Here is a 26,691-nt window from a genome sequence, read left to right as displayed (position 1 = left end):
CGCGTCAGCAGCAGGAACGGGATGCAGGCGCGCAGCAGGCCGTGGCCAGCGGCGTCGCTTCGTGGAAAACGGGAATGTCGCCGAGCGTGTGGAAGTGCTCCCAGGCCACGCCCTGCGGGTCGGTGATCCAGTGCTTCTCGCTGCGCGCGTAGCAGCAGGTCGTGGTGCCTTCGTCGAGCAGCGTCATGTCGGCCGCCTGCGCCCGCGCCTTCAAGGCGGCCAGCTCGTCGGCGTCGTCGGTTTGGATGCCCAGGTGGTCGATGCCGGGCTGGCTGCCGCGCGTGGAGATGGCGAAGTTCACCGGCGGGTCTTCGAGCATCCACTTCGCGTAGTCGCTCTCGATGCGCGTCGGCTGCGCGGCGAACATTTGCGAATAGAAGCCGATGCTGCGGTTCAGGTCATCGACGTGCAGGTGGACGTGAAAACGCTTCATGGGAGGTTCCTTTCAGCAGGTGGTGCAGGCGCGGGGCGAGGCGTTGACCTCGCACACCCCGCCTTGGCAGCAGTGCTCGGTCAGGTAGCCGATCAGGCCATTCATGTGGGCGTACTCGGCGCGATAGATCAGGTTGCGGCCCTGCTGTTCGACCGTGACGAGGCCGGCGTGGGCCAGTTCCTTCAAGTGGAAGGACAAGGCGTTGCGGGCCACGTCGAGTTGGTCGGCCATGACGCTTGGCATCAGTCCACCCGGGCCGGCGACGACCAAGGCGCGGAACACGCGCAGCCGCTGGGTGTGGGCTAAGGCGCTCAGGGCGGAAACAGCTTGATCTTCGTTCATGGTTCAATAATACAACAATTATTGAACCAATGCGCAAGGAAGCGACGAAAACGACCGTTGGGCGTCCCGGCGTACCGCCGGCGGGCTCGCGGGCTGCGCCCCGCGCCTCGTGTCGAGTCGCGGCCATCCGGCTTTGATCCCTGACGCCTCCGGCCCTGGCGGGCCTGCGCGCTCCGCTTGCCTGTCCGTGCCCACGTTGGAGAGGGATGGGCGGTCTTGCTGTTCCCTTCACCGTATCACGGCGTTCTCGCCGTCAAGGGCGGCGCGCCGGTGGCGCTGGCGTCCTGGCGGCCGGCTTCGCCCCCTGACTGCTGTGCTGCGCCGTGCTGGCAACGGTTTCGGGCAATTCCGCCCGTGCTACCGGAGATCGCCATGAGCGCACTCATCACCGACGAACACCGCTTCCTGCTGCTGGCCAACGGCCGCGAATCACTCCAGAACCAAGACTTTGATCCGGCCCCCGTGGTCAAGCTGTTCACGCCGGACGCCGGCGCGACCTGGCTGTTGACCGAAATCGACCCGGACGATCATGACCACGCCTTTGGTCTGTGCGACTTGGGCCTGGGGATGCCCGAACTCGGCTGGGTCAGCTTGCAGGAGTTGGCGACGGTCCGAGGCAAGCTCGGCCTGCCGATCGAGCGCGACTTGCACTTTCGCGCGGAGAAACGCTTGAGCGCCTACGCGCGCGAAGCGCGGCACGCCGGACGGATCGTCGTGTGACCTCACCAGCGCGTCGCCCTTCGGGGCGACGCGCTTTTTTTCTGCTGCGTCCGCTGCCGATGCCTTCGCGCCTGCGGCGCTGCGCGCTACCGCTTGCACTCCAGGGGAAAGCCCTGCGGGCTATCCCCGCCGCGCTGCGCTTGGCGCCCCTGCAAGCCCGCCGCCCCGGCTGCGCCGGCGCGGCCTTCGGCCCGGCTCCGAGATCCGGGCCTGCGCGCTTCGCTTGCGTGGGGTCTGCGCCAACGCAGCGGCCGTTGCCTGTCGATCCGCCTTTCCTGACTTCATCACCTTGTCCGCGACTGTAGCCCGCGGCCGTGTGCCGTCAAGGCGCGCAGGGCCGTGTCCTCGGCTGCGCCTGCGGGCCGCACCAACCCTGCGCTTGTCTCCTTGACGGTCCCCGTCCGCGCGCTCCTGACCGTCGCGGGCGATGAACTCAGGAAAGACGGTGGCAACGAGGCCGGCCCAGGTCTCCGCGCCGACCCCACCGGAGAAGCCGAAAGGCGGGCTCCGAATCTAGGAATCCGGTGGTGGCTTTTTCGACAGCAACCCTTGTCAGGAGAACGACCATGCAACTTGCTTCCCGCTTCGCATCCCGCTCCCCGGTGCTGCGCTCGGAACATCCCTTGTCGGATGACCAGATTCGCGCCGTAGCGCCTTCCATCTTCGCGGATGCCCCGCACGAAAGCCGCTCGGAACGGTACAGCTACATCCCCACCGCGACCGTGCTGCGCGAACTCCGCAGCGAAGGCTTCGAGCCTTTCATGGTGACGCAGACCCGCGTGCGGCAGGACGACCGCCGCGACTACACCAAGCACATGATCCGGCTGCGCCACGCCAGCCAGATCAACGGCCGCGAGGCCAACGAAATCATCCTGCTGAACTCCCATGACGGGACGAGCAGCTATCAGATGCTCGCCGGCATGTTCCGGTTCGTTTGCAAGAACGGATTGGTATGCGGTGACACCGTGGCCGACGTGCGCGTGCCGCACAAGGGCGACGTGGCCGGACACGTCATCGAAGGCGCCTACGAAGTCTTGCACGGCTTCGACCGGGCGCAGGAATCCCGCGATGCCATGCAGGCCGTGACGCTGGACAGCGGCGAGGCCGAGGTGTTCGCCCGCGCCGCGCTGGCGTTGAAGTACGACGCCCCCGACAAGCCTGCACCCGTCACCGAAACGCAGGTGCTCGCGCCGCGCCGTCTCGACGACGACCGCCGCGACCTGTGGAGCGTGTTCAACCGCACGCAGGAAAACCTCTTGCACGGCGGCTTGCACGGTCGCAGCGCCAACGGTCGCCGCCAGACCACCCGCCCCGTGCAGGGCATCGACCAAGACCTGCGCCTGAACCGCGCCCTGTGGCTGCTGGCCGATGGCCTGCGCCAGTTGAAAGCCTGAACCCCACGGCGGCAGGGGCAGGCAGCAGCCCTTGCCGCTTTTCTCCGCGCTGCATCCCTCAACTGATTGGAGTTATCACCATGAACGCCGTTACCAAAGCCGAAATCCATGCCATCGAAACCGCCGCGCCGCTGGAAGCCGCCGACCCGACCAAGAACCTGATCTTGGTTGCGCTCTCGCAGTTGCAGCCGCGCCGCTCCAAGCGCAATGCCCGCACGACGCCGCGCCTGTCCATCCCCGAACTGGCCGCGAGCATTTCCCGTGTCGGCCTGCTGCAAAACCTCATCGTGATTGCCGCCGCCGATGGTGAGCAGTACGAAGTCGTTGCCGGCGACCGCCGCCTGACCGCGATGAAGCTGCTGGCGAAGAAGAAGCGCATCCCCGCCGACTACGAAGTGCCGTGCCTGCTGGTGCCCGATGCCTCGGCACGTACTGTCAGCCTCGCGGAAAACCTGCTGCGCGAGCAGATGCACCCCGCCGACCAGTTCGAGGCGTTCGCCGCGCTGGTGAAGGAAGGCCGCCCCATCGAGGACATTGCCGCCGACTTCGGCGTGTCCCCGCTGGTGGTGCAGCGCCGCTTGAAGCTCGCCAACGTCTCGCCGCGCCTGCTGGCCGACTACCGCGCCGGTGGCGTGACGCTGGAGCAGTTGATGGCTTTGACCATCACCGACGACCACGACGCGCAGGAAGCCGCGTTCTACGCTGCGCCGGAATGGCAACGGGGCGCGTCCGCGCTGCGTGAGCGCCTGACCGAGCGCGAAATCAGCGCCAGTCATCCGCTGGTGCGTTTCGTCGGGCTGGACGCCTACACCGAAGCAGGCGGCGGCATCCGCCGCGACCTGTTCGCGGAAGGCGATGCCGGAACCTACCTGACCGACGCCGCACTGCTGGAAACGCTGGTGCGCGGCAAGCTGGATGCGCAGGCCGAGGAAGTGCGCGCCGAGGGTTGGGCGTGGGTCGAAGCCGTGCCGCAGATGAGCCATGCCGACCGGCAGGCGTTCCAGAATGCGCCGCGCCGGCGCCGCGAGCCGAGCGCACGCGAAGCCCGCCGCATCGCTTCGCTGCAAGGCCGTCTCGACAAGATCGACACGACGCTGGAAGAAGCCTACGACGCCGAGGACGAGGACAAGGTGGCGATGCTGGAAGAACGGCGCGAACAGGTGGCCGGGGAACTGCAAGCCATCGAGGACGCCTTGCAGGACTATGCGCCGGACGTGCGCGCGGTGGCCGGTGCCGTCGTCACCATCGACCGCGAAGGCGAAACCGTGATCTATCGCGGGCTGCTGCGCGAGGCCGAGGCGAAGGCGCTGCGCACGCTGCACCGGCTGCGGCAGGGTTTCGCGGAAGGCGGAGCCACGAACGAGGACGAAGGCGATGCCGACGAAGCGCCCAAGGCCGCGAATGTCTCAGACCGGCTGGCGCAGCGGTTGAGCGCCCACCGCACGGCGGCGCTGCAAATCGAAGTCGCGCAGCATCCGCACGTCGCGCTGGCCGCGCTGGTGCATGGCATGGTGCAGACCGTCTTGCAGCCCAACGCCTATCGCAACGGCCTGCCGCTCGGCGTGCGCCTGACCGTGAAAGACCGGCTGGAAAGCCTCGCCCCGGACGTGTCGGAATCGTCTGCCGCCGTGGCGCTGCGCACCTTGCAGGAAGTCACGGGCGAAGCCTTGCCGGAGGACAGCGCCGAACTGTTCGCCGTGCTGCTGGCCAAGTCGCAAGACGAGCTGGTGCGACTGCTGGCCGTCTGCGTCGCGGCCACGGTGGACGTGGTGACACCGCGCACCACGCAGCGCCAGCCCGGCGCGGAACTGGCGCAAGCCGTGGGGCTGGACATGGCCGCATGGTGGAAGCCGACCGCCGAGGGCTATTTCCAGCACGTACCGAAAGCCGCGATTCTGGAAGCGGTCGGCCAGTACGCCCCGGATCACGTCACCCGCCTGTCGAAGCTCAAGAAGGGCGACATTGCCAGCGAAGCCGAACGGCTGGCCGAGGGAAGCGGCTGGATGCCTGCCGTGTTCCAGCCCGGGCACCACACGGAGCCGGAAGGCGTACCGGATGCGGCGAGCGATGACGACGCGCTGGAAGATGCCGCCGACGAGGTGGAGGCCCACGCGCTGGCCGCGTGATTCCGCAGCATGGCCCCGACGCGTTGCGCCGGGGCTTTTCCCGAACCGGGCGCGGCAGGTCTGCCGCGCCCGGTTTCAGCGTCCACAGCAAAATCGCCCCGTCGCCGCCTTCGGCCAAGCGGCGACGAGGCGAACGTACAAAGTGCTTTGCTCGCGGCACGGAAAAACCGGCTCCAGCTCCAAGGATTGCAGTCGTAAGATTGCATGTCTTCGTTGCCGCACCGAAACGCATGAAATACTCAAAATCTCTTGCTCTATACAATTTCGATCATGGCTTCGACAGGCCGGGAACGATTCGCTTCGGCTTGTTTGAGATAAAAATATCTCAAACGAATATCCTATCTGCGTCCAAATTATCACGTCGCGCCACTACTGGTTTTACGTGGAGCCCGCAGGGCAATCCCATCGTCTCAAAAACCTCGGCTAAAGTTGGGAAAATATCAAAGACGGCAACCGTCCGACGAGTTTATTCGACAAGCGATACCGTTCCGCAATCCAGTAGTTCTATTGATCCCTCTGAGGTTGGTGATCTTTGCCTGCTGTTGTCGTTCTTAACAGGTCGCCGAGTTTTTCAAAATACGGAATTGAGTGGTCTTGAAGGGGGTTGGTACGGCGAGCCGGTTGTTGGTCGAAATTACTTTCTCACCCTTGGCTCTAGTTCGCCTGATATGGGTTCGCTTCAGCGAGAAGACTTGTTTCCTATTCTATGGGCAATGGTTAATTCCAACTCGACAAACGACATGATTGGGAAAATATGCTACGCAAGTGCTTCGCTAGATTCCATTTCAACCAGGTGGTTCAAGAGCGAAGGGCAGGGCTATAGCAAAGACGAGCGTGCGGCCATTGATGGAGTGCGAAAAAAAGTTGAAGCAGTCATTCGCAGTGATCTTGGGGATTCGCCAATTGCAGGCGATGCCTTGCCAAGAGTTTCTGGAATTTTCACGCCATCAGCATTGATGAAGCTTCGGTGTTTTCTGACTGCCCAAGGGTTCCTGTCGAGCGAACCATGTAAGGATGAAATGGATCGACTAAGGCTTTTGAACTCAATACGAAACCGTGTGGTTCATTCGGCAGATATTCCATCGGATATACACAAAGACTTCAATCGCCGAGGCGAAATTGCCGCGAGCGTACTCGCGATTATTGGTGAGATATGCTCAGTCTATATCTCTAAAGTTGCTGGGATTGGTGATTTTCAGATCAATAAATCAAAAGAAGATATTTTGGCGTTCTTTAAGTCTGGGATCTTTAGAGGGCACAAGGTTTTTGATGAGGATTACGAAACCTTTTCCGCCAGACTTGAAGCAAGTTGGTTGAATGGAAACGGCATCTAGCCTGACATCTTTCCATCCGGGGGCGTGACGGCGTTACCGCCGTCGGGCTTTCGGGCTACGCCCCGTGCCGTCTTCGTCGTCACGGCCATTCGGCTTTAATCCCTCACGCCTGCGGCGCTTCGCTTGCCATGAAGGCTCAGACCAACTACCACCGGCGCAATAGGCGGGGCTTGTGGGGCTACGCCCCGGCTTGCTGCGACAGGTTGTGCGAAAACGTGCCGTCCTCGACGCTGGCGGTTCGCCTGTTCGTCACGAAGGACGGTTCACCGACACGCCGTTCGGCCTTGCCTATGGAGCTTCCACGCCGCGCTTCACGCACGAGGCCGCCTGCGGCGGCAGGGGCATTCTCGTCTTTGTCGTTGGTGTTGGCCTTGCCCGCGTCAGGGCACGAGCCAGTGCAGCCGTCATGCGCGGATGCCGAGGTCGGCCATATCTCCTTTCGGGAGCGGGCGGCCACTGCGTCCTTGGCTTGTCGTGAATCCTGGCGAGGGCACGGCTGCGCCTTGGGCTTCATGGCCGCAACCTTCCAGCGAAAACAATTTCCCCGCCGCTACGCGGCTTCCTCTCGGGACAAATTCTTTTCGCTTCCAGGTTCTCCACTGCGTTTCGACCGCAAGCGGTGCGACCCGCCCATCCCCCGTCGGCCGGTTCACAACAAGGACGCACTGGCGCGACCTTGTTCAACCCGAAAGGAGAAAACATCATGGCTAACATCGGCACCTTCACCGCAGAGAAAGACGGCTTCACCGGCACGCTCCGCACCCTGACGCTCAATGTCAAGGTCAAGCTGGTTCCCAACGACAAGGGCGACAAGGAGAACGCCCCCGACTTCCGCCTTCAGGCGGCCGGCCACGACATCGGCGCGGCGTGGAAGAAGACCAGCGAGGCCGGGCGGGATTACCTGTCCGTGACCCTCGACGATCCTTCGTTCCCGGCAACGGTCTATGCCCGCCTGATCGAAAGCGAGAACGGCACGCACGACCTGATCTGGTCGCGCAGCAAGCCACAGGCGGCCTGACGGCCGCCCACGGCGCCCCGCTCATTGCGACGGGGCGCCGTGCTGCTGACGCAGCACGTCACGCAGCGTTGCTGCCTTCAACCTCTTTTAGACATTTGTCGGCTAAAGCTGACTACGAAATATCGACGGCAAGAACGCAAACGGATATTCGCTTGTCAGGGAATCCATACTTGCCAGCCGGATAGTCTGTATTAATCAAGGCAGTCGATCTCAACGACATTTCTGCGCCGGCGGCAAACACGGCTTCCTTTTCATGGCCGAGATTTGTGCCTTTCCGCTTGTAAGCGAAGACCTTGGTACTCGGGGTGGTCGCTCTTAACACGAGCAAGTCAATCCGTCCCGCGTCATATCCTTTGCCCCTGTGGTCTGCGTTGCGCAAAGCAACTTGGGGACAAAATGAGGTGGAAAGTGGACGATCTGCAACCACACGATTACCACCGGGCCACAACCCTGCGTGGAAAAGGCATTGGCCTTCGCTGAGCACATGGCCGACCGCTTCTATCTCTGCGGAAACCTGCTCGAAATCGCAGTGCGGGTAAGACTTCTGATACTTGGAAAGTTCGCTGGGTGTCTTGGATGGCATAGCTTGCCCCCAAGATTTGTATGCGGCGTTGTTGTCCAAAACACCGTCGATATAGTTTTCAAGACCATTGTCAGCGCCGACCTTTGCCATGTAAGTGGCAGCGTCGTAAGCATTAGCGATGGATGCTATCAACCCAACTTTGACACGCAGGTGGAAATTTCCTGCTGCCTGGATTTCTTCAAGCGTGGCATCTCTCGTTTCCCAAGCTTCGTAGGGAGGGGAAAACGTATCTACAAGGGGTAGGCTCATCAACAGTGTTTTTTCAACGGTTCTTCTGACGAGGTTGTACGCCACTTTGCGCGATGACTTCTAGCTCCTGTCGCACCTGCGACAGAAGTTCGTCAGTCTTGCGAGCGCTGTCGCCGGCGTAGGCTAATGTCAGCAGCGTGAGCGGATGCACTTCCATGACCTCGCACAGCTCGGTTAGCTTGTGCATGGTCGGGCTTTTCTGGTCGCGCTCCAGCGAACTCATGTAGGTGCGGCTGGACACGTCGGAGAACGCTTCCTGGCTCAAGCCGCGCGCTTTCCTGACCGTCCTGATCGCCTTTGCCAATGAGTGCTTAGCCGCCACCGATGGTTTCCCTGAGAAAACCAAGATGACAGCCGATTGCGCCCTATAGGACTACAATCTATAGTGTTCATTTGGCGATGTTGATTTCCGTATTCGTGTCTTTACGGAAATCCGCATCGGCAGATTCCGACAGAATCGGGGAACCGCATCCGTGTCTTTCCTGACCCGCACAATGCCGCTTCTGCGTTTCCGTGCTTGTACGGATTCGACAGCTTGCGCCTTCGTGCTTCCGCACGAAAACACGCATCCGCTTCGACGCTTCCGCGTCTTGTCGGCAAAGCGCATCCGTGCATCGTCGGTTTCGTGGGATTTCCGGCCATGACCCAGCCGCTCGTCACCGTCGAACAGCGCGCGCAACTGCTCGCCGTCGGCGAGGCACGCGCGGCCGGTCAAGGCATCGACCCGTTGCCGGTCGTGCGATTGTTCACCCCGGACGCGCACGCGGCCTGGCTGCTGGCCGCGCTTGACCCCGCGGATGGCGATACCGCTTGGGGGCTGATCGACATCGGCATCGGAATGCCGGCGCTGGGGACGGTCAAGCTGTCCGACCTGGCCGGCATCGTCGGGCCGCAGCACCAGCCCATCCAGCGCGACGTGTATTTCCACGCCGCGCGGCCGCTATCGGAATACGTGCTACTCGCGCAGCGCGATGGTTCCATTCCCGACTAATTGGGGCGCATTGTGTCGTTCTCGATCTGGCACAAGACGGCGACGGTCTTAATCGGAACTCTTGCACCAAGCGGGTGCGGGCATGACCGAAAAAGACATGATGCACGACGCGACTTGCGGCAGGGTACCCGATGCTGCGCGCCATTCTCGTGCTGCGCAGTCGTCGCACTCGGACGACTTATGCAAGGCTTCGGAGCTATTCGGTCTTGACACCCCTCATTACAGTTTGAGTCTACGTCTACTTTGATGGCGCTTTGATGTTGCTGATGCCATAGCTCCCGTTTTCAACGCCCGTGGCGACGTTCCTGTTGAACAGGAGGCCGCGTCATGGCTGATCGAAGCACCGACACTTGGTATCCCACCGCCGCGTACCTGTACGTGCTGCATCTCGATGGCCCTGCGCTGGCCTGGGAGTACCTGCGCCGGCATCCCGACTACCGGCGCGACTGGCTGCACCGTCGCCGACAGCCAGAGGCGGCGCAGGCTTGGGGCCTGCGCCTGCTGGAAGACCCGGTGCTGGATGCGCGCGACGCACATCCGGCCTGGTTCCCCGATCACGACGGCGTGCTCCAACTCTACCCGGATGCCGACCCGCCGCCGGAGGCCAATGCCTTCGAGTTTTGGCGCATCCCCGGCCGCAAGCACCTGATCCACGATGGCAAGCGCCTCGTGCTGACCGCACACTGGCCCGGCTGCTGCGTGCGGCTCGCCCTCGCGCCGGGCCTGGCCGATGGCATGGCCTACCTCTACGCCGTCCGCGCGTGCGCCGCGGCTTGCGCGAGCTACCGCACGATCACGGCTGAACTGGACAAGCTGGCGATGGTGGACGCGGCCGTGCCTGCGGCAGCGGCCCGCTCGCGGCCCACACCCGCCGCGCTGCTGGAACTGCACACCTTGCAGGCGCTCGACGCGACCCTCGCGGGTGCGTCCTTGCGCGAAACCGCCGAAGGGCTGTTCGGCACCGAAGCCGTGGCCGCCGGCTGGTATGCAGACGGCGGCCTGCGCTCGCGCGTGCGCCGCCTCGTGCGTCGCGGCCGATCGCTGATGCGCGGCGGCTACCGCCGCCTTGCACAGATCGAATGACGTGGAGAGGGTCGCTTTGCCTTCGCTGCAAAACGACCCTCTGCGCAACGCATCGCTATCTTGAGACTGCCTCCATCCGGCTGCGCTGGTGCCGCCGGCGCTTCTCACCGATGGAGGTTCACTCGATGCGACCCGCACCCTTGCGGCCTGCTGCCGCTGCCGTCACCACGCCCGCACAACCCCAACGCTACCTCACCAACGACGAAGCCGCCGAGTACCTGCGGCTGTCGCCGCGCACGCTCGAAAAACAGCGCGTGATCGGCGGCGGGCCGAAGTTCCGCAAGTTCGGCCGCCGCGTCATGTACGCGGTGGCCGACCTCGATACCTGGGCCGACCAGCACAGTTTCGAGGCCACGTCCGACCCCGAATATGCCGAGCATCACTCGGCCGACAGCCGTGCGCGCTGATCGGTGGCTCGCCGGTGGCCGTCGTCACGTCCAGCCCATCGCGGGAGCGGGAACAGCTCGACCTGTTCCGCGCGCTGCCGGGCGACGGCTTGGCGCCGCGCGACAGCCAGGACTTGATGGCCTTTCCGTTCTTCTCGCTGGCGAAGTCGCGGCGCACGGCGCCGATCGACTTCCGCAGCGGGAACGTCACGATCCGCGTAGAGGGCACGCAGGAACACGGCATCGCCACGATTTGGGATGCGGACGTGCTGATATGGGCGGCTTCGCAGATCGTGGAAGCGCGCGACGCGGGCCTGCGGCCGTCGCGCCTGATGCACGCCACGCCCTACGAGATCCTGCGCTTCATCGGGCGCGGCGTGTCGCTGCGCGACTACCAGCGCCTCAAGGCGGCGCTCGACCGGCTGCAATCGACGACCGTGGCGACTTCCATCCGCGAAACGACCGGGCGGCGTCTGCATCGCTTCTCGTGGATCAACGAGTGGAAGGAACTGGCCGACGCCCGCGGCACGCCGCTGGGCATCGAGCTGATCCTGCCGGACTGGTTCTATGCCGGCGTGCTCGACGCCGCGCTGGTGCTGACCATCGACCCGGCGTACTTCCGTCTCACCGGCGGCATCGAGCGGTGGCTGTACCGGCTGGTGCGCAAGCACGGCGGCAAGCAGCCCGGCGGCTGGCAATTCGACTTCCGGCACCTGCACCGCAAGTCGGGCAGCACGGCGAAGCCCTACGACTTCGCCTGCGACTTGCGCGCGCTGGTCGCGCGGCAATCGTTGCCCGGCTACGTGCTCGGCATCGAGCGGATGCCGGGCAGCAACGCCGAACTGCTGACCTTCCGGCCCGTGCTGCACACGGCACGGGGACAACTGCGGGACAAGCTGTGAATGGCCTCGTGCTATCAGGCGTGCCCGGACTCGTGCTATCGGGCGTGTTCCTATCGTGCTATCAGGCGTGCGAAATCGCCGCAAAGCCAATAGCGGCGCGGGTTTCGGCAGTCTCTAACTCTCCTAACTCAAGAAACCTAACTCTTGGTAAGAGCGCGCCGTTTCGGTGGACAACCACGAAACGGCACGCTCCGGCCGGCCTTCCAACCGCGAGGGCCGCGCCATGATCGTTGCGCTGCTCAACCAGAAAGGCGGCGTCGGCAAGACCACGCTCGCCACGCACGTCGCCGGCGAACTGGCGATGCGCGGGCAGTCGGTCATCCTGCTGGATGCCGACCCGCAAGGCTCGGCGCTGGACTGGACGCAGCGCAGAAGCCAGCAAGGCTTGCCACGGCTGTTCAGCGCCGTGGGCCTCGCCCGCGAGACGCTGCACCAGGAGGCGCCGGAGCTGGCCCGCCGCGCCGATCACGTCGTCATCGACGGCCCGCCGCGCATCGCCGCTTTGGCGCGCTCCGCGCTGCTGGCGGCAGAGCGCGTGCTGATTCCCGTGCAGCCCAGCCCCTACGACTTGTGGGCGTCGTCGGAGATGGTCGCGCTGATCCGCGAGGCGCAGGTGTTCCGGCCTGCGCTGCGCGCGGCGTTCGTCGTCAACCGGCGCATCAGCACCACCATCATCGGCCGCGAGGCACGCGGCGCGCTCGCCGAGCAACCGCTGCCGGTGCTGCGCTCGGAAGTGCATCAGCGCATCGTGTTCGCTGACAGCGTGGCCGCTGGCCGGCTCGCACGCGAGACGGCACCGGACAGCGCCGCCGCGCGCGAGATCACCGCACTCACCGACGAGCTGCTGCGGTGGCCGACATGAGCCAGCGCAACGGCAAACGCATCGGCATCGGCGCACGTCCGCCGGCGAATCCGCACGCCGAAGCGTGGATTCGCCAGGGCGACGCCGATGCGCTCAACAAGGGCGACCGCTACACCGCGCGCCTGACCCTCGACATCACGCCCGCGATGCGGGCGCGCATCAAGGTGTCTGCGTTCACGCAGGGCGTGACGGTGGCCGAACTGCTACGCGCACTGCTCGAACGCGAGTTCCCGGAGAAAACCCCATGAACGCATCCGCTCTGGCGGCCACGGCTGCGCCGCCGCCATCGCTTGCGGTGTTCGCCGGCCAAGCCGGCATCGCACCGCTGACGCGCGTCTCGCTCGCCTATATCGAGCAGCGCATCGACGTGTATCTGCGCTTCGGCGAGCCGGCGCGCATCATCCTGCTCGACCGCTGGCGGCGCGTCGCCGTGTTCCTGCCGGGCGCCATGTTCTGCCGCATCCGCTGGCACGCCAACGATTACGGCACGATCCGCTGGCAGCTCATGGTGATGCAGGCTTGCACGCCACTGGACGCGGCGCAGCGCATCCCCGGCGTACTGCCGTGCGCGCGCCTGCTGTTGCACGCCGAAGGCGAACCCGCCGTGCGCGCCGTGCTGGCGCAACTCGACGCCATCGAGGCGCAAGGCATCGCGCCCGCCGATGCGTCGCCCGCGTACTGGCGCACGCTCGGCAACCGGCTCGCTGCGCGCTTGCCGTTGCCGCCGTACACCGCCGAGCGGCACGCCGCTTGGTTGGCCGGGAAGGCGCTGCCATGAGGACCATTCCCGCACCTGTCGTCCCGCCGCGTCCTCGCTCGCGCGGGCGCGCTCGCATCGTCGTGGCGACACTGGCGGCCATCGGCTTCGCTGCGCTGGCCTGGGCGTCCTTCGTGTCGCCGCTGCCGCGCCTGACCTACAACCCGTCCGACAGCGTAGCGGTCGGCTGGTATCGCATCGACCCGTTCGATCCGCGTACCACCTCGCTGCCACGTCCGTTGTCCGTGGACAGCATCGTGCTGGTGCCGCTGCCAGCCGAAGCCGGTACGCTCGCAGCGCAACGCGGCTACCTGCCGGTGCGCGTACCGCTGCTCAAGCGCGTGGGTGCGATTGCGCCGCAGGAGGTGTGCATCGCGGGCGGCATCGTCCGCATCGACGGCGTGCCTTCGGCCGCCGTGCTGCGTACCGACCGGCTGGGCCGGCCGCTGCCATCCTGGCAACAGTGCCGCCGCCTCGAAGCGGGCGAACTGTTCCTGTTGAGCGTGACCAATCCGGCGTCGTTCGACAGTCGCTATTTCGGCCCGGTCAACGCATCCACCGTGATCGGTGTCGCGCATCCGGTCTGGCTGGAGACACGCCGATGATGGCCGCCGATTCGCTGCGCTTCATCGTGCCATCCGGCGTGTCGTCCTGCTTGCCGTCGCCGTGTCGTCGCGCGTGTCGTGCAAGCGCATCCGCGTTGCACGTCGCGCAACATCCGGCGACGCTTTCCCCCGTGCAGGCATCTTGCCTTGAACGCGCCCGGCTGATGGCCGTGGCGGCGTTCCCCGGCGCGCAGGCTGCAAGCAGCACTGCGCCGCCGGGCCGCCGATGCCTGAAGCGTCAGCGTAGGGCAAAGGCGGAAGGCAAGATAAAAGCTCGCGGCACATGGCCGCTCGAAAACCTTGTCTGCACATGGGGGGAGCGCGGCACGCGCCACGGGGCGGCAGCGTGCCGCGAAGGTGCGCAACGCCGCATCGGCGTTGACGAAAGCGCGTGCTTCGTCCGCTGGACTGCGCTGGTCTTGGATGGAGCCACGCCATGAGCCAGCGTGACGACGACCGTTTCCGCGTTCGACCTGGTGCGCCCAAGCAGCGTGGCGATGCCTTCGTCAACAAGGTGCTGCGCCAAGCCAACAAGGCCGGCGCCAAGCTCGGCAAGGCGGCGGGCAAGGTCGGCCAGCGCCCCGGTTCCCGGTTGGGCCGCGGCCACGTTGCCGCGCGCTTCGCGGGCCGAGGACTTGGGGCCAACGCCCGGCGCGTCATGATCAAGGCAAGGCTGGTCAATCTGGCGCAGGCGGGGCCGCGCTCGACCGCCGCGCACTTGCGCTACATCGAGCGCGAAGGCGTCGATCGCCAAGGCGGGCCGGGCCATGCCTACGGGCCGATGACCGATGATGCCGACCTCGAAGCGTTCAAGGAGCGCGGCGAAGGCGACCGGCATCAGTTCCGGTTCATCGTCTCGCCGGAGGATGCCGAACAGCTCGACGACCTGCGCACCTACACCCGGCACCTGATGGCGCGCATGGAGGCCGACTTGGGCACGCGGTTGGAATGGGTTGCGGTCGATCACTGGAACACCGACAACCCGCACACACATGTCGTCCTACGCGGTAAGGATGACACCGGCAAAGACCTCATCATTTCCCGCGACTACATCGCCGAGGGGATGCGACGCCGGGCGTCGGAACTGGCTACGGAATGGATGGGGCCACGTACCGAGCTGGAGATGCAGCGCGCCATGCAGCGCGAAGTCGATCAAGAGCGGTGGACGGGTCTGGATCGCACCTTGCAGCGCGAGGCCGGCGACGATGGCCTGGTGCGCGTCGAACGCTTCGTCGAACCCCGGCTGCAACGTCAGCGGCAGGCGCTGATCGGCCGCCTGCAACGCTTGCAGCGTATGGGCCTGGCGACCGAGCAGCAGGCCGGCACATGGGCTATCCATGCCGAGGCTGAGCCGACGCTGCAGGCGATGGGCGAGCGCGGCGACATCATCCGCACCATGCAACGTGCCATGAGCGGCAAGCAGCGCGAACTGGCCGTGTTCCAGCCCGGCGAGGATGGCCGTGCCATCGTCGGCCGCGTCGCCGGCAAGGGGCTGGCTGACGAGCTGTACGACAAAGGCTATCTGATCGTCGATGGCACAGACGGCAAGGCGCACTACATCACGTTGCCGCCGCGCGCCGAGCTGGAGCAGTACCCGACCGGCGCCGTGGTGGAAGTCAAAGGTGCGGCCGACGTGCGCGCTGCCGACCGCAACATCGCCACGCTGGCCGTCGATGGCGTGTACCGCACCGATCATCACTTGGCCGTGGCGCAAGGACAGGCCATGCCCGGCCGCGACCCGCACGAGGTCGTGGCCGGGCACGTGCGGCGGCTCGAAGCCCTGCGCCGCGCCGGCATCGTGGAGCGCGAGGCCGAAGGCGTCTGGCGCGTCCCCGGCGACCTGGCCGAACGAGGCCGCCAATACGACGCGCAGCGGCTCGGCGGCGGCGTGGCGGTGGAACTGAAATCTCACCTGCCCATCGAGCGGCAGGCGCGTGTAGTCGGTGCCACCTGGCTCGACCAGCAGTTGATCGGCGGCAAGGGATTGGGCGACCTGGGCTTTGGGGCCGAGGTCAAGGATGCGCTACGCCAACGCGCGGACTTCTTGGCCGAACAGGGGCTGGCCGAGCATCGCGGGCAGCGTGTCGTTCTCGCGCGAAACCTGCTGGCGACGCTGCGCGGGCGCGAGCTGGTGAAGGCCGCACAGGACATAGCCGCCGAAACCAGCCTGGAGCATCGGCCCGTAGCCGACGGGCAGCGCGTGGCCGGCATCTACCGGCGCTCCGTCATGCTCGCCAGCGGGTGCTACGCCATGCTCGATGACGGGATGGGCTTCTCGCTGGTGCCTTGGAGGCCGGTAATCGAACAGCGGCTGGGGCAGCAGCTCGCCGCGACGGTCCGCGGCGGAGGCGTGTCTTGGGAGATTGGGCGACAACGTGGGCCACAGCTCTAGCTCGATCTCCCATCCGCCAAAAATGGGACGATTGCGCAAATAAAAGGTACTTATAAGCATTAAGTGTTCGGCGGCTTCGATGTACCTTAGCTGAAGTTTCATAGGAGGGCTTCCCTTGGCTTCAGCGCAAAAACCTCTTGGCTCCGGCTTCGGCCCCGCCTCAACCGCAGACGATGTTCTGCGTGGGATCAACCTTGCCGGTAAGACCGCTATTGTCACCGGTGGCTATTCCGGCATTGGACTGCCGACGGCCGAAGCACTTGCCACGGCGGGCGCGACTGTCATCGTTCCCGCTCGTGACATAGGCAAAGCGATGGCGGCTTTGCGCCATGTATCAGGGGTTTCAGTCGAACCGATGGATCTGCAAGATCCGGCTTCGATTGACGCTTTTGCCAAGAGAGTGCTTTCGCGTAATTCCGCAGTGCATATTCTGGTCAACAGCGCGGGCATCATGGCGAACCCGTTGACGCGGGATTCTCGCGGGTATGAGTCACAGTTCAGTACGAACCACTTGGGGCATTACCAACTGGCCTGTCGTTTGTGGCCGGCGCTCGTCAAAGCGCAAGGTGCGCGCGTGGTTGCTGTCTCCTCGCAAGGCCACCACTTTTCATCAGTTGATCTAAACGATCCGAATTTCGAGCATCTGAAATACGATCCTTGGGTTGCTTATGGGCAATCCAAAACGGCCAACGTCTTATTCGCCGTTGAACTTGATCGCAGAGGAGCGCATCAGGGTGTACGAGCCTTTGCGGTTCATCCTGGTCGGATTCTGACCGACATCGCGCGCTTTATGTCCGCAGAGGAAATTATCGCATCTGGCATCGCTGACGCGGAAGGTAATGCCATTGTCGATCCTGCTCAAGGAATGAAGAACCCGCAACAAGGTGCAGCAACCAGTGTCTGGTGTGCAACCAGTCCGCAACTTGACGGCATGGGTGGCTTGTATTGCGAGGATTGCGATGTGGCCGAGCCGCGAGTAGGTCACCCAATCGTTGCAGGTGTGAACCCTTGGGCTATCGACCACGATACGGCCCGAAAGCTGTGGGCATTAAGCGAGCAGCTAACCGCAGTCAGCCTTGAAGATGCCGAGAACAACTTATAAGGATCGAGCATTCGGCACGTTGCCAGTTGCTGCATAAACAAACGGCAACCTATATGCCGCAAATTCGATGGCTGTTCTGGTTGTTAACGGCTCCTATCAGAACAACTCCATTCGTGCTGCGTGTTGAATGATCTTTATCGAATAGCTGGTGTCGGTCACTTTCACACCATAGAAGGAAATACGTTATGACGAGACTTTTTGAGGGCAAGACGATTTTTGTCACAGGCGGCGGCACCGGCATCGGCCAGGCTACTGCTTTTGCCTTCGCGGCCGAGGGCGCCACTGTTACGATCGCGGGCCGTAGCGAAAACACGCTGCGCGATACCGTCTCGGAGATCGTAGCCCAAGGGGGAAAAGCGCGCTATGCCATTTGCGATGTCACCAATGAAGCGGCAGTGCAAGCCGCGGTGGCTGTCGCCATCGGCGAGAGCGGCCGACTAGACGTAGCCGTGAACAGCGCAGGCATCGACGGTGGCAACCAGACCTACCCGACGGCCGAATACCCGAACGAGATTTTCGAGGACATGCTCGCGGTCAACGTGCGAGGCATGTTCTATTCGATGAAGCACGAACTGGTGCAGATGGTTCGGCAAGGCTTCGGTTCGATCATCAACATTTCCTCTGGTGCGGGTCTTATCGGCCAGCCCGGCTACGTGGGCTATTCCACCTCCAAGACTGCGGAACTCGGGCTTACGCGCAGCGCGGCCCTTGACTATGCCTCGAAAGGCATTCGCATCAACGTGGTGTGCCCGGCGCTGGTCAATACCCCGCTTATCGCAAAGATGACCGAGGAAAATCCCGAACTGCGCAAGGTGCTGGTTGCCGCACACCCCATCGGCCGAATCGCCGAGCCGTCGGAGATCGCCGATGCCGTGCTGTGGCTCGGATCGGACAAATCGAGCTTCGTCACCGGCATCGCACTGCCTGTCGATGGCGGCTACACGGCTCAGTGATACGGCAGACCCACCCGAAATCCTCGCACACTAATGAGAGTGGATCACAAGATGTTCTATACACGTCATGCAGGGCGTTACCTTCTGTCAAAGGCCGTGCTCGTACTGCTTGTCTGGAGCGCGGCGGCGGCACCGTCGTTTGCCGGGCCGACTGACGATTCCGGCTTTCAAGCCTCTTTGCAAGGAAATGCCATGAGCAAGACAACTCTTACCGGCGAGGCAGCCGATCGCCTGGCTATCCGCGAACTGATTGACGCGTGGGCACATGACGCCGATCGCAAATTGCCGGCTGCACAGGCGGCGCTGTTCACGGATGACGGTGTGGTCGAAGTCTATATGTCGGAACCCGGCAAAGACAGCAAGCCGGCGCAGGTGCTGCACGGTCGAAAGGAGATCGAAACCGGCATTGGCGACGCGCTGAAGAAATATGCCGTGACCATGCACGTCAACGGCCAGAGCACGGTTCAGATCAATGGTGACCATGCAACCAACGAGAGCTATACGCTCGCGCACCACTTCTGGACCGAGAACGGAAAGCGAATGTTGTTGGTGATGGGCATTCGTTACTACGACACCATCGTTCGCAAGGATGGTCATTGGCTATTCGCCGAACGCAAGCTCATCATCGACTGGACGGATAGCCGCCCGTCCACGCCCTGATTTATAGAAAATCACGGTACGCTCAACACCGTTGCCGCCCCAACAGCCTAGTTCGCTTGCCGCTGTTGTGCAGCGGCTTCTTTGATCGCCTGGGAGCGATAGCGTTTGGGGGCAATCCCAACGATACGCTTGAAAGCATTGCTGAATGCACTCTCTGACGTATAGCCCAGCGACAGAGCCAGATCCGAAAGTGGATCGTCTTTTTCGATCAGGGCACGCACGGCGAGACGCATACGCCATTGGGCAAGATAAGTCAGTGGGGCGACACCGACCAGTTCCTTGAAGCGAAGCGCGAAGTTAGTTCTCGACATGGCTGCTGCTTTTGCGAGGTCTTCCAGTACCCACGGATGAGACGGGTCGCCGTGCATAAGTCGGAGTACGGTTGTAATGCGCTTATCTCGTAGTGCCTGTAACCAACCCGGAGGCGTTGCGCCTTCGGCGTCGAGATGGCCGCGAAGGATGTGCACCAGCATCAGTTGGGCGAGTTGGGAGGAAGCCAGCATGGTGCCGGGGCGCTCCGTGGTCATCTCGCCAATCAGTTGATGGAGCATCCATTGCAGTGCCGATGCCCCGGTGGCATTCGCATGCAAATGAATCAGCGGCGGCAGGGCGTCGAGCAACAGATTCGCGCAGGTATCGTCCAGTTCGAGGTGCCCACCGATGTTGTAGAACTCGTCGGCCCCGTTCCACTTCGCGATGCCATCGGCTTCCACGTCGGCAAACACGGTCTCCGAGGGCGTGGGTTCGATGTCCAACTCGCTGGACATGATCAATGCATGGCGTCCATTCAACAGAATGACGTCGCCCGTCTCCAGGCGCACGGGGGGCAAGTCCAGCCCTTCCAGTCTCAGCCAGCAGGCGCCTTCCACGATTGCAGCGAACTTCGCAGCATCCGGCACCGGGAAGCGGATTGCCCACGCCCCACCGGCCCAAAAGTCGCCTGACAAGATGTGTCTGGCCCGAACCAGCGTGAGGATTTCAGATAAAGGATCGACTCGCATTTTGGGATTATTGCGCAGATTTTTGGCACTAACAAGTATTAATGATTCTAGATTTGGCTCGTAGACTGTTTAAGTCTTGGTAGGCCGATGGGTCTTTGATGCCACTCCGGGATGTCGTGAAGGCGCAGCCGGGGGAACACGACATTCCGTTGGATTCCTCTGCGATCGGCCAACTTTGCACGGGCGCAACACCACCTGATTTGATGACTGGAGTTCAAGATGAAAATGCGAGCACTTGGCCGTAGCGGCCTGACCGTTTCCGAAATCGGCCTCGGTTGCATGGGGATGAATTCGGTTTATGGCGAAGCGAAAGACAAGGGCGAGATGATTGCGCTCATTCGCTACGCCGTGGAGCGTGGCGTGACGTTGTTCGACACCGCCGAGGTCTATGGCCCGAAGATCAACGAAGAATTAGTCGGTGAAGCACTGGAACCCGTGCGGGATCAGGTGACGATCGCCACCAAGTTCGGGTTTGACCTCGACCCCAACGGAGGGCCAGTTCCGCTTGGCCTGAATAGTCGTCCCGATCACATCAAAGCGACTGCGGATGCTGCGCTCAAGCGCCTGCGCACGGACCACATCGACCTTTTCTATCAGCACCGAGTCGATCCCTCCGTTCCCATCGAAGATGTTGCTGGTGCTGTGGGTGATCTGGTCAAGGCAGGTAAGGTTCGATATTTCGGTCTGTCCGAGGCGGGTATCGATACGATCCGTCGCGCACATGCAGTTCATCCGGTGGCGGCGCTGGAAACGGAATATTCGCTGTGGGCACGCGAGCCGGAACATGAACTGTTATCGGTGCTGGAAGAGCTGGGTATCGGTTTCGTCGCCTACAGCCCCTTGGGGCGTGGTTTCCTGACGGGTTCGATGACGCCGGATAGCAAGTTCGACAGCAACGACTTCCGCAGCGCGCTGCCGCGGTTCCAGCCCGACGCGATGCGCAAGAACATGGCGCTGGTGGAAACGCTGAAACAGATCGCGGCTGGCAAGGGCGTCACGCCCGCGCAACTGGCGGTGGCATGGGTGCTCACGCAACGGCCGTGGATTGTTCCGATCCCCGGAACCACCAAGCAATCACGCCTGGACGAAAACATTCAGGCAGCGGCAATTTCCCTCGGAACAGACGAACTCAAGGCCATCGAATCCGTTGCGTCGTCGCAGATTGAAGGCGACCGCTACTTCGCTGCGGAAATGACGAATCTGAATCGATAAATACACTTCCGGACAATTACCTACACCAAGGAGGCATCGTGATGGAGCTACGTCATCTACGCTGCTTCCTTGCGGTCGCCGAAGAATTGCATTTCGCGCGAGCCGCGGAGCGACTGCACATTGAACAGTCGCCGCTATCGCGCGCGATCAAGGAGCTGGAAGAAGACCTTGGCGTCCAGCTCTTTGTGCGCACCACGCGCAGTACTCGCCTGACTCGTGCAGGTACCTTATTCCTGGAGCATGTGCCGCGCGTGTTCACCGTGTTGCAGCAGGCGCGCGACAGTGTGAGGGCTGCCGCCAACGGCTTTCATGGTCAGTTGCGTGTTGCGCTTTCGGACGGCATCCCGCCGTCGCGCTTCTCGACTTTCCTGGCGTTGTGCCGCCAAGAGGAGCCGGAGATCGAGATACGCCTGTCCGAAGTTCCATTAGCACAGCAGATCAAGGGATTGCACGAAGACTTGTACGACGTAGGGTTCGCACGGTCGGATGAAGTCGGCGATGGCATCATTGCCGAATCCGTCTGGACCGATCCCCTGGTGGTGGCGGTTCCTGCTCGTCATCCTCTGCTGAAATACAAGCGTATCCCTCTGGAGGAACTGCTGCGTTATCCGTTGGTTCTTGGAGATCCGCAAATGTGCGAAGGCTATGTGCGCCAGATAGAGCGCGTGCTGCGGAAGGCCGACCAAGAGCCGTTGATCGCCGAACGAGTGGTTTCCACCGATCTGATGATGGCTCTGGTTGCCGCTGGCTTCGCTTTGGGATTGGCTGGCGCCTCGCAAATCGCCAACAGCCGCGAACCAGGCGTGGTAGCTCGGCCTCTAGCTGGCCGAATGCCAATATTGACCACGTATCTGCTGCGCTTGGACAACGAGCCAACCGAGGCACTGGCTCGCTTTGTCGAAAGGATAAGCGCCATTGAGTTGCCTCTTGCGAAGAAGCCTGCTGCACTACCTGACCTCGATGCTTCGGAGGAAATCGAATCGTGAACAGGATCACATTGTTTACGCTCGCCGTGGCGCTGACCGCCTGCGGCAAGGCTCCCCCAACCGAGACGGTGGAGGCTCTTGCAGCCAATCCAGCACGGTTGAAAGAGTTGCGCGAGCAGTGCAAGACGGATCGCGCCAAGCTGGGCGACGAACTCTGCAATCGCGTCGCCGAGGCGACGAATCGGCGCTTCTTCGGTGACGGTAAGACGCCGTACACCCCGCCGAAGGAACAGCCGAAGTTCTGAATCGTTACCGATTCGCACGAAACTTCGATTTCCTAACTCAATACGCCGTAGTGCGCCGCCGCTCGCGGCGTTTTCCCATCGTTCGCCCCTGCGCGAAATCTTGCTTTTTCCGCGATATTTCTTCCGATAACGGTCTTTGACCGACCCTCGACCTGACTCCGATCCTCGTGTGTACGGCACGCCCTTGTGCCGCGTGTCGCACAGGAGAGATCGGAGGCCGAGATGCAAGGTCAAGGAGTGCTGTTCGGGCAGATCGCCGTGGTATTCGGCATCGTGTTCGCCGGCGTGTGGGCAGCCACACAATGGACAGCAGCCGCCCTGGGCTACCAGCTACGCCTTGGCTCGCCCTGGTTCGATTGCTTCGGAATGCCGGTCTATCACCCTTGGCAACTGTTCCCGTGGTGGTTCGCCTACGATGCCTACGCGCCTCGCATTTTCAACATCGGTGGTGCGATAGCTGGCGGTAGCGGACTCGTGGCCGTGGCGGTTGCCATCGTCCTATCGGTGTGGCGCTCGCGGCAATCGAAGCTGGTCACGACCTACGGCTCGGCACGTTGGGCCATAGCCGCTGACATTCGCAAGGCCGGCCTCGACAGGCCGGCCGGCGTGTTCCTTGGACTGCACCGCGGCCAATATCTGCGGCACGAAGGCCCGGAACACGTCCTGACCTTCGCCCCCACGCGCTCCGGCAAGGGCGTCGGCCTGGTGGTGCCGACATTGTTGAGCTGGCCGGCGTCCACCGTCGTCCACGACATCAAAGGCGAGAACTGGCAGATCACCGCCGGCTGGCGTTCGCGCTTCTCGCACTGCCTGCTGTTCAACCCGACCGATGCAAAGTCGGCGGCATACAACCCGCTGCTGGAGGTGCGGCGCGGCGTGCATGAAGTGCGCGACGTACAGAACATCGCGGACATTCTGGTCGATCCAGAAGGTGCGCTCGAACGCCGCAATCATTGGGAGAAGACTTCGCACGCGCTGCTGGTCGGCGCCATCTTGCATGTGCTGTACGCGGGCGAGGACAAGACACTGCGCGGCGTCGCCAATTTCCTCAGTGATCCCGCGTGCCCGTTCGAGCTGACGCTGCACCGGATGATGACGACGCGCCACCTGGACGACGTGCCGCATCCCGTCGTCGCGTCAGCGGCGCGCGAGGTGTTGAACAAGTCGGACAACGAGCGGTCGGGCGTGCTGTCCACCGCCATGTCGTTCCTCGGCCTGTACCGCGATCCCACGGTGGCTGAAGTCACGTCGCGTTGCGACTGGCGCATCGCCGACCTGATCGCGTCCGAGCATCCCGTCTCGCTGTACCTGGTCGTGCCGCCGTCGGACATCAGCCGCACGAAGCCGCTGGTGCGCCTGATCCTCAACCAGATCGGCCGACGCCTGGCCGAATCGCTCGACGGCAGCGACGGCATCGCACGCCGTCACAAGCTGCTGTTGATGCTCGACGAGTTCCCCGCCTTGGGTCGGCTCGACTTCTTCGAGACGGCGCTGGCGTTCATGGCCGGCTACGGCATCCGCAGTTTCCTCATCGCGCAGTCGCTCAACCAGATCGACAAAGCCTACGGCCAGAACCACTCCATCCTTGACAACTGCCATGTGCGCGTGACGTTCGCCACCAACGACGAACGCACTGCCAAGCGCATCTCCGAAACGCTCGGCACCGCGACCGAGCTGCGCGCGCAGCGCAACTACGCCGGCCACCGGCTCGCGCCGTGGCTGGGCCACCTGATGGTGTCGCGCCAGGAAACCGCGCGTCCGCTGCTGACGCCGGGCGAAGTGATGCAGCTTCCGCCGGACGACGCCGTGGTGATGGTGTCCAGCGTGGCACCGATCCGCGCGAAGAAACTGCGCTACTACGCCGACGCCAATTTCAAGCGCCGCGTGTTGCCGCCACCGGCGCTTGCCGCCGGGCGCTATGCCGACGCACCGCCCCTGCGGCCGGACGACTGGAGCGGGCTGGCTATTCCTGCCGTTCCAGCCGTGCCCGCGACCGTGGGCCTTGCTGCCATCGACACGGGCAACACGGATGACGGCGGCCCGCGCCGGCAGCCGGAGCTATCCGAAGTCGCCGCCTACGACCCCGAACAAGAGCCCGCCGACAACGACCTGGCGCTGCTCGATGACGACGACCTGCCGTTGCCGCTTCCTCGCCAACTCGATCCGGCCATGCAACGCACGGCTCGGCTGGCGTCCCTCGACCAACAGGACGGGATCGAGCTATGAGCCAGTACCGCCTCAACCTGTTCATTCCGCACGAGCACGCCAAGCGCCTCGACGAACTGGCCGCGAAGAAAGGCGTATCGAAGTCGTCCATCGTCGCGGCGGCGCTTTCATCGTGGCTGTCACCCGATGCGGGCGACCAGCGCGAGGCCGCCATCGCCAAGCGGCTCGACCGGCTGACGCGCCAGTTCGAGAAGCTGGAGCGTGACCAGAACATCGAAATCGAGACGCTGGCGCTATTCGTCCGCTACTTCCTGACGGTCAGCACGCCGGTTCCCGAAGCCCACCAGGACGCGGCACGCGCGCAGGGCAAGGCGCGCTTCGAGCAGTTCGTCGAACAACTCGGCCGCCACCTGATGCGGGGGCGCAGTCTTGTGCGCGACGTGGTGGAGGAACTAAGCCCCGACACCGCGCGACTGGACGACGCGGCGGCGCTGGCCGAAGCGCAGGAGCGTGCCACATGAGCGCGCAGCCGCAATCCTTCGCCACCACCTCGCTCGACCGGCGCATCCGCATGTTGCGCACGGCGATGGGGCCGCTGATCGCCGCCGCGCTCGACGACCCCGACGTGGTGGAAATCATGCTCAACCCCGACCGCACGCTTTGGGTCGATCGCCTGTCGTCGGGGCGCGCCCCGATGGGCGCAGAGCTGTCCGAGGAAGATGGCGAACGCATCATCCGCTTGGTCGCTGCGCACGTCGGCGCGGAAGTGCATCGCGGTCAGCCGCTCTTGACCGCCGAGCTGCCGGAAACCGGCGAACGCTTCGAGGGCATCCTGCCGCCGGCCGCACCAGGGCCGGCCTTCGCGCTGCGCAAGCGCGCTGTTGGCGTCATTCCGCTGGATCGCTACGTCACCGATGGAATGATGAGCGTCGAGCAGGCCGCGTTCCTGCGCGACGCAATACGCGAGCGTCAGAACATCCTCATCGCCGGCGGCACCAGCACCGGCAAGACCACGCTCGCCAATGCTTTGCTCGCCGAGATCGCCGCCACTGGCGATCGCGTGCTCGTGCTCGAAGACACCATCGAACTGCAATGCACGGCACGCGACCACGTTCCGCTGCGCACGCGCGCCGGCGTCGTGTCGATGACCGAGCTGGTACGCGCCACGATGCGCCTGCGTCCCGACCGCGTGATCGTCGGCGAGGTACGCGGCGGCGAGGCGCTGGATCTCATCAAGGTGTGGGGCACCGGCCATCCCGGCGGCATCGCCACGATCCACGCCGGTTCCGCACCGGGCGCGCTGCTGCGCCTGGAGCAACTGATCCTTGAAGTCGCGGTGAACCCGCCGCGGGCGCTGGTCGCCGAAGCGGTCAACGTCGTCATCCACATCGCCGGCCGCGGCCGGCGCCGTCGCATCGAAAGCATCGCCCGCGTCCTCGGCTTCGACGGCGTGGGCTACCGCCTCGCGGACGCGCTGGAGCCATCGCCGCATCCGGAGCTGCCGCTGTCTTTCCCGTCCCCCAACCACCTTGGAGAACTGCCATGACGCAGATGCACGCCACTGCTTTCCGCTTTTCCGTAAATCCGGCTTCGTTCCTTGCGCGCCTGCGCCGCTTGGCCGGGCCGGCGCACCACGGCCTGCTGTCTGCGGCCGTCATGCTGATGACGGCCGGCACGGCAAGGGCAGCCGGTTCCTCCATGCCCTGGGAAGGCCCGCTCGAATCCATCCTGGAGTCGATCCAAGGGCCGGTCGCGCGCATCGTCGCCGTCATCATCATCATCGCCACCGGCCTCGCGCTGGCGTTCGGCGACACGTCGGGCGGCTTCCGCAAGCTCATCCAGATCGTGTTCGGTCTGTCCATCGCGTTCGCGGCGTCGAGCTTCTTCCTTTCGTTCTTCAGCTTCTCCGGCGGTGCCGTCGTATGAGCACCGACCTGCCGGGCTTCGAGGTGCCGCTGCATCGCTCGCTCACCGAGCCGATCCTGCTGGGCGGCGCGCCGCGCACGGTGGCGATTGCCAACGGCACGCTGGCCGCCGCCGTCGGCTTGGGCCTGCAACTCTGGATTCCCGGCGTCGTGCTCTGGATCGTGGGCCATTCGCTGGCGGTGTGGGGTGCGCGCGTCGATCCGCAGTTCATGCAGGTGTTCGCCAAGCACCTCAAGCACAAGCCGCTGCTGGACGTGTGACGG

32 protein-coding genes are annotated in these 26,691 nt (G+C 63.7%); 26 read left to right on the top strand and 6 right to left on the bottom strand.

Features of this window, described 5'->3' with window-relative positions; translation table 11 throughout:
* Positions 1–4: 4 nt before the first annotated feature.
* Positions 5–433 (bottom strand): ArsI/CadI family heavy metal resistance metalloenzyme, encoded by a 429-nt coding sequence (locus WJ542_RS13065; protein WP_411189695.1) that lies wholly within the window; start codon positions 431–433, stop codon positions 5–7.
* Between the two features lie 12 nt (positions 434–445).
* The gene (locus WJ542_RS13060) at positions 446–775 is read right to left on the bottom strand and encodes an ArsR/SmtB family transcription factor (RefSeq protein WP_411189694.1); all 330 of its coding nucleotides are present in this window, start codon (positions 773–775) and stop codon (positions 446–448) included.
* Between the two features lie 372 nt (positions 776–1,147).
* Between WJ542_RS13060 and WJ542_RS13055 the strand changes: the two genes are divergently transcribed.
* From WJ542_RS13055 to WJ542_RS13040, 4 genes are all read left to right on the top strand, one after another.
* Positions 1,148–1,495: a DUF2958 domain-containing protein gene (locus tag WJ542_RS13055; protein WP_411189693.1), complete on the top strand. Its 348-nt coding sequence runs from the start codon at positions 1,148–1,150 to the stop codon at positions 1,493–1,495.
* Between the two features lie 566 nt (positions 1,496–2,061).
* The gene (locus WJ542_RS13050) at positions 2,062–2,889 is read left to right on the top strand and encodes a DUF932 domain-containing protein (protein ID WP_411189692.1); all 828 of its coding nucleotides are present in this window, start codon (positions 2,062–2,064) and stop codon (positions 2,887–2,889) included.
* Between the two features lie 80 nt (positions 2,890–2,969).
* Positions 2,970–5,015, top strand: a complete 2,046-nt coding sequence (locus WJ542_RS13045; protein WP_411189691.1) for a ParB/RepB/Spo0J family partition protein — start codon at positions 2,970–2,972, stop codon at positions 5,013–5,015.
* A 230-nt stretch (positions 5,016–5,245) separates the two neighbouring features.
* Positions 5,246–6,349 (top strand): hypothetical protein, encoded by a 1,104-nt coding sequence (locus WJ542_RS13040; RefSeq protein ID WP_411189690.1) that lies wholly within the window; start codon positions 5,246–5,248, stop codon positions 6,347–6,349.
* A 178-nt stretch (positions 6,350–6,527) separates the two neighbouring features.
* Here WJ542_RS13040 and WJ542_RS13035 read toward each other — a convergent pair whose 3' ends face one another.
* Positions 6,528–6,863, bottom strand: a complete 336-nt coding sequence (locus tag WJ542_RS13035) for a hypothetical protein (protein WP_411189689.1) — start codon at positions 6,861–6,863, stop codon at positions 6,528–6,530.
* Positions 6,864–7,052: 189 nt separating this feature from the next.
* Here WJ542_RS13035 and WJ542_RS13030 point away from each other — a divergent pair, with 189 nt between their 5' ends.
* Positions 7,053–7,367 (top strand): DUF736 domain-containing protein, encoded by a 315-nt coding sequence (locus WJ542_RS13030; RefSeq protein WP_411189688.1) that lies wholly within the window; start codon positions 7,053–7,055, stop codon positions 7,365–7,367.
* Between the two features lie 112 nt (positions 7,368–7,479).
* On the opposite strand, the gene WJ542_RS13025 is transcribed toward WJ542_RS13030, so the two are convergent.
* Both WJ542_RS13025 and WJ542_RS13020 read right to left on the bottom strand, forming a co-directional pair.
* Entirely contained in the window at positions 7,480–8,244 is a 765-nt protein-coding gene (locus tag WJ542_RS13025; protein WP_411189687.1) for a hypothetical protein, read from the bottom strand.
* On the bottom strand, positions 8,213–8,521 hold the full coding sequence (locus WJ542_RS13020) for a helix-turn-helix domain-containing protein (protein WP_411189686.1): 309 nt from the start codon (positions 8,519–8,521) through the stop codon (positions 8,213–8,215). The genes WJ542_RS13025 and WJ542_RS13020 overlap by 32 nt, the downstream gene beginning before the upstream one ends.
* Before the next feature lie 318 nt (positions 8,522–8,839).
* On the opposite strand from WJ542_RS13020, the gene WJ542_RS13015 reads away from it, so the two are divergent.
* From WJ542_RS13015 to WJ542_RS12955, 13 genes are all read left to right on the top strand, one after another.
* Positions 8,840–9,190, top strand: a complete 351-nt coding sequence (locus tag WJ542_RS13015) for a DUF2958 domain-containing protein (protein WP_411189685.1) — start codon at positions 8,840–8,842, stop codon at positions 9,188–9,190.
* A gap of 327 nt (positions 9,191–9,517) precedes the next feature.
* Positions 9,518–10,273 carry a DUF2285 domain-containing protein gene (locus WJ542_RS13010; RefSeq protein ID WP_411189684.1) on the top strand — a complete coding sequence of 252 codons (756 nt, stop codon included), beginning with the start codon at positions 9,518–9,520 and terminating at the stop codon, positions 10,271–10,273.
* A gap of 125 nt (positions 10,274–10,398) precedes the next feature.
* Entirely contained in the window at positions 10,399–10,680 is a 282-nt protein-coding gene (locus WJ542_RS13005; protein WP_411189683.1) for a helix-turn-helix domain-containing protein, read from the top strand.
* Between the two features lie 14 nt (positions 10,681–10,694).
* On the top strand, positions 10,695–11,561 hold the full coding sequence (locus WJ542_RS13000; protein WP_411189682.1) for a replication initiator protein A: 867 nt from the start codon (positions 10,695–10,697) through the stop codon (positions 11,559–11,561).
* Between the two features lie 223 nt (positions 11,562–11,784).
* Entirely contained in the window at positions 11,785–12,423 is a 639-nt protein-coding gene (gene parA, locus WJ542_RS12995) for a ParA family partition ATPase (RefSeq protein WP_411190552.1), read from the top strand.
* A complete protein-coding gene (locus WJ542_RS12990; RefSeq protein WP_411189681.1) occupies positions 12,420–12,671 on the top strand; it encodes a chromosome partitioning protein ParB in 252 nt (83 codons plus the stop codon). Before parA ends, WJ542_RS12990 begins: the two co-directional genes overlap by 4 nt.
* Positions 12,668–13,201, top strand: a complete 534-nt coding sequence (locus WJ542_RS12985; protein ID WP_411189680.1) for a DUF2840 domain-containing protein — start codon at positions 12,668–12,670, stop codon at positions 13,199–13,201. The genes WJ542_RS12990 and WJ542_RS12985 overlap by 4 nt, the downstream gene beginning before the upstream one ends.
* Positions 13,198–13,785, top strand: a complete 588-nt coding sequence (locus WJ542_RS12980; RefSeq protein WP_411189679.1) for a S26 family signal peptidase — start codon at positions 13,198–13,200, stop codon at positions 13,783–13,785. The genes WJ542_RS12985 and WJ542_RS12980 overlap by 4 nt, the downstream gene beginning before the upstream one ends.
* The gene (locus WJ542_RS12975) at positions 13,782–14,225 is read left to right on the top strand and encodes a hypothetical protein (RefSeq protein ID WP_411189678.1); all 444 of its coding nucleotides are present in this window, start codon (positions 13,782–13,784) and stop codon (positions 14,223–14,225) included. The genes WJ542_RS12980 and WJ542_RS12975 overlap by 4 nt, the downstream gene beginning before the upstream one ends.
* Positions 14,222–16,177 carry a DUF3363 domain-containing protein gene (locus WJ542_RS12970; protein ID WP_411189677.1) on the top strand — a complete coding sequence of 652 codons (1,956 nt, stop codon included), beginning with the start codon at positions 14,222–14,224 and terminating at the stop codon, positions 16,175–16,177. The genes WJ542_RS12975 and WJ542_RS12970 overlap by 4 nt, the downstream gene beginning before the upstream one ends.
* Before the next feature lie 115 nt (positions 16,178–16,292).
* Positions 16,293–17,279, top strand: coding sequence for an oxidoreductase (locus WJ542_RS12965; RefSeq protein ID WP_411189676.1), 987 nt, complete (start codon positions 16,293–16,295; stop codon positions 17,277–17,279).
* 185 nt (positions 17,280–17,464) lie between these two features.
* Complete coding sequence (locus WJ542_RS12960) at positions 17,465–18,232, top strand: SDR family NAD(P)-dependent oxidoreductase (RefSeq protein WP_411189675.1); 768 nt, start codon at positions 17,465–17,467, stop codon at positions 18,230–18,232.
* Positions 18,233–18,283: 51 nt separating this feature from the next.
* Complete coding sequence (locus tag WJ542_RS12955; RefSeq protein WP_411189674.1) at positions 18,284–18,892, top strand: nuclear transport factor 2 family protein; 609 nt, start codon at positions 18,284–18,286, stop codon at positions 18,890–18,892.
* Positions 18,893–18,939: 47 nt separating this feature from the next.
* On the opposite strand, the gene WJ542_RS12950 is transcribed toward WJ542_RS12955, so the two are convergent.
* Entirely contained in the window at positions 18,940–19,893 is a 954-nt protein-coding gene (locus WJ542_RS12950; RefSeq protein ID WP_411189673.1) for an AraC family transcriptional regulator, read from the bottom strand.
* A gap of 219 nt (positions 19,894–20,112) precedes the next feature.
* Here WJ542_RS12950 and WJ542_RS12945 point away from each other — a divergent pair, with 219 nt between their 5' ends.
* From WJ542_RS12945 to WJ542_RS12910, 8 genes are all read left to right on the top strand, one after another.
* Positions 20,113–21,105: an aldo/keto reductase gene (locus WJ542_RS12945; protein ID WP_411189672.1), complete on the top strand. Its 993-nt coding sequence runs from the start codon at positions 20,113–20,115 to the stop codon at positions 21,103–21,105.
* A gap of 41 nt (positions 21,106–21,146) precedes the next feature.
* Positions 21,147–22,091 carry a LysR family transcriptional regulator gene (locus tag WJ542_RS12940; RefSeq protein WP_411190551.1) on the top strand — a complete coding sequence of 315 codons (945 nt, stop codon included), beginning with the start codon at positions 21,147–21,149 and terminating at the stop codon, positions 22,089–22,091.
* On the top strand, positions 22,088–22,336 hold the full coding sequence (locus WJ542_RS12935; RefSeq protein WP_411189671.1) for an EexN family lipoprotein: 249 nt from the start codon (positions 22,088–22,090) through the stop codon (positions 22,334–22,336). The genes WJ542_RS12940 and WJ542_RS12935 overlap by 4 nt, the downstream gene beginning before the upstream one ends.
* Before the next feature lie 222 nt (positions 22,337–22,558).
* Positions 22,559–24,562 (top strand): conjugal transfer protein TraG, encoded by a 2,004-nt coding sequence (locus WJ542_RS12930; protein WP_411189670.1) that lies wholly within the window; start codon positions 22,559–22,561, stop codon positions 24,560–24,562.
* A complete protein-coding gene (locus WJ542_RS12925) occupies positions 24,559–25,023 on the top strand; it encodes a CopG family transcriptional regulator (protein WP_411189669.1) in 465 nt (154 codons plus the stop codon). Before WJ542_RS12930 ends, WJ542_RS12925 begins: the two co-directional genes overlap by 4 nt.
* Positions 25,020–26,048, top strand: a complete 1,029-nt coding sequence (trbB, locus tag WJ542_RS12920; protein ID WP_411189668.1) for a P-type conjugative transfer ATPase TrbB — start codon at positions 25,020–25,022, stop codon at positions 26,046–26,048. The genes WJ542_RS12925 and trbB overlap by 4 nt, the downstream gene beginning before the upstream one ends.
* Positions 26,045–26,428, top strand: a complete 384-nt coding sequence (locus tag WJ542_RS12915; RefSeq protein WP_134972227.1) for a TrbC/VirB2 family type IV secretion system protein — start codon at positions 26,045–26,047, stop codon at positions 26,426–26,428. The genes trbB and WJ542_RS12915 overlap by 4 nt, the downstream gene beginning before the upstream one ends.
* Positions 26,425–26,688, top strand: coding sequence for a VirB3 family type IV secretion system protein (locus tag WJ542_RS12910; RefSeq protein WP_411189667.1), 264 nt, complete (start codon positions 26,425–26,427; stop codon positions 26,686–26,688). Before WJ542_RS12915 ends, WJ542_RS12910 begins: the two co-directional genes overlap by 4 nt.
* Positions 26,689–26,691: the final 3 nt, after the last annotated feature.

Source organism: Paraburkholderia yinzeri (assembly GCF_046581065.1).
Lineage (GTDB): Bacteria > Pseudomonadota > Gammaproteobacteria > Burkholderiales > Burkholderiaceae > Paraburkholderia.
Note: the sequence above shows the minus strand (reverse complement) of the source record. Positions and strands in the feature narration are given on the sequence as shown.

Excerpts from the sequence above, each read along its gene's own strand:
- WJ542_RS12930 (WP_411189670.1), top strand. The coding sequence starts at position 22,559 with ATGCAAGGTCAAGGAGTGCTGTTCGGGCAGATCGCCGTGGTATTCGGC.
- WJ542_RS13050 (WP_411189692.1), top strand. The coding sequence starts at position 2,062 with ATGCAACTTGCTTCCCGCTTCGCATCCCGCTCCCCGGTGCTGCGCTCG.
- WJ542_RS13040 (WP_411189690.1), top strand. The coding sequence starts at position 5,246 with ATGAAATACTCAAAATCTCTTGCTCTATACAATTTCGATCATGGCTTC.
- WJ542_RS13065 (WP_411189695.1), bottom strand. The coding sequence starts at position 433 with ATGAAGCGTTTTCACGTCCACCTGCACGTCGATGACCTGAACCGCAGC.
- WJ542_RS12970 (WP_411189677.1), top strand. The coding sequence starts at position 14,222 with ATGAGCCAGCGTGACGACGACCGTTTCCGCGTTCGACCTGGTGCGCCC.
- WJ542_RS12980 (WP_411189679.1), top strand. The coding sequence starts at position 13,198 with ATGAGGACCATTCCCGCACCTGTCGTCCCGCCGCGTCCTCGCTCGCGC.
- WJ542_RS12925 (WP_411189669.1), top strand. The coding sequence starts at position 24,559 with ATGAGCCAGTACCGCCTCAACCTGTTCATTCCGCACGAGCACGCCAAG.
- WJ542_RS13060 (WP_411189694.1), bottom strand. The coding sequence starts at position 775 with ATGAACGAAGATCAAGCTGTTTCCGCCCTGAGCGCCTTAGCCCACACC.
- WJ542_RS13005 (WP_411189683.1), top strand. The coding sequence starts at position 10,399 with ATGCGACCCGCACCCTTGCGGCCTGCTGCCGCTGCCGTCACCACGCCC.
- WJ542_RS13045 (WP_411189691.1), top strand. The coding sequence starts at position 2,970 with ATGAACGCCGTTACCAAAGCCGAAATCCATGCCATCGAAACCGCCGCG.
- WJ542_RS12940 (WP_411190551.1), top strand. The coding sequence starts at position 21,147 with ATGGAGCTACGTCATCTACGCTGCTTCCTTGCGGTCGCCGAAGAATTG.
- parA (WP_411190552.1), top strand. The coding sequence starts at position 11,785 with ATGATCGTTGCGCTGCTCAACCAGAAAGGCGGCGTCGGCAAGACCACG.
- trbB (WP_411189668.1), top strand. The coding sequence starts at position 25,020 with ATGAGCGCGCAGCCGCAATCCTTCGCCACCACCTCGCTCGACCGGCGC.
- WJ542_RS13055 (WP_411189693.1), top strand. The coding sequence starts at position 1,148 with ATGAGCGCACTCATCACCGACGAACACCGCTTCCTGCTGCTGGCCAAC.
- WJ542_RS12955 (WP_411189674.1), top strand. The coding sequence starts at position 18,284 with ATGTTCTATACACGTCATGCAGGGCGTTACCTTCTGTCAAAGGCCGTG.
- WJ542_RS13015 (WP_411189685.1), top strand. The coding sequence starts at position 8,840 with ATGACCCAGCCGCTCGTCACCGTCGAACAGCGCGCGCAACTGCTCGCC.
- WJ542_RS13010 (WP_411189684.1), top strand. The coding sequence starts at position 9,518 with ATGGCTGATCGAAGCACCGACACTTGGTATCCCACCGCCGCGTACCTG.
- WJ542_RS13035 (WP_411189689.1), bottom strand. The coding sequence starts at position 6,863 with ATGAAGCCCAAGGCGCAGCCGTGCCCTCGCCAGGATTCACGACAAGCC.
- WJ542_RS12910 (WP_411189667.1), top strand. The coding sequence starts at position 26,425 with ATGAGCACCGACCTGCCGGGCTTCGAGGTGCCGCTGCATCGCTCGCTC.
- WJ542_RS12915 (WP_134972227.1), top strand. The coding sequence starts at position 26,045 with ATGACGCAGATGCACGCCACTGCTTTCCGCTTTTCCGTAAATCCGGCT.
- WJ542_RS12960 (WP_411189675.1), top strand. The coding sequence starts at position 17,465 with ATGACGAGACTTTTTGAGGGCAAGACGATTTTTGTCACAGGCGGCGGC.
- WJ542_RS12985 (WP_411189680.1), top strand. The coding sequence starts at position 12,668 with ATGAACGCATCCGCTCTGGCGGCCACGGCTGCGCCGCCGCCATCGCTT.
- WJ542_RS12945 (WP_411189672.1), top strand. The coding sequence starts at position 20,113 with ATGAAAATGCGAGCACTTGGCCGTAGCGGCCTGACCGTTTCCGAAATC.
- WJ542_RS12950 (WP_411189673.1), bottom strand. The coding sequence starts at position 19,893 with ATGCGAGTCGATCCTTTATCTGAAATCCTCACGCTGGTTCGGGCCAGA.
- WJ542_RS12975 (WP_411189678.1), top strand. The coding sequence starts at position 13,782 with ATGATGGCCGCCGATTCGCTGCGCTTCATCGTGCCATCCGGCGTGTCG.
- WJ542_RS13030 (WP_411189688.1), top strand. The coding sequence starts at position 7,053 with ATGGCTAACATCGGCACCTTCACCGCAGAGAAAGACGGCTTCACCGGC.
- WJ542_RS12990 (WP_411189681.1), top strand. The coding sequence starts at position 12,420 with ATGAGCCAGCGCAACGGCAAACGCATCGGCATCGGCGCACGTCCGCCG.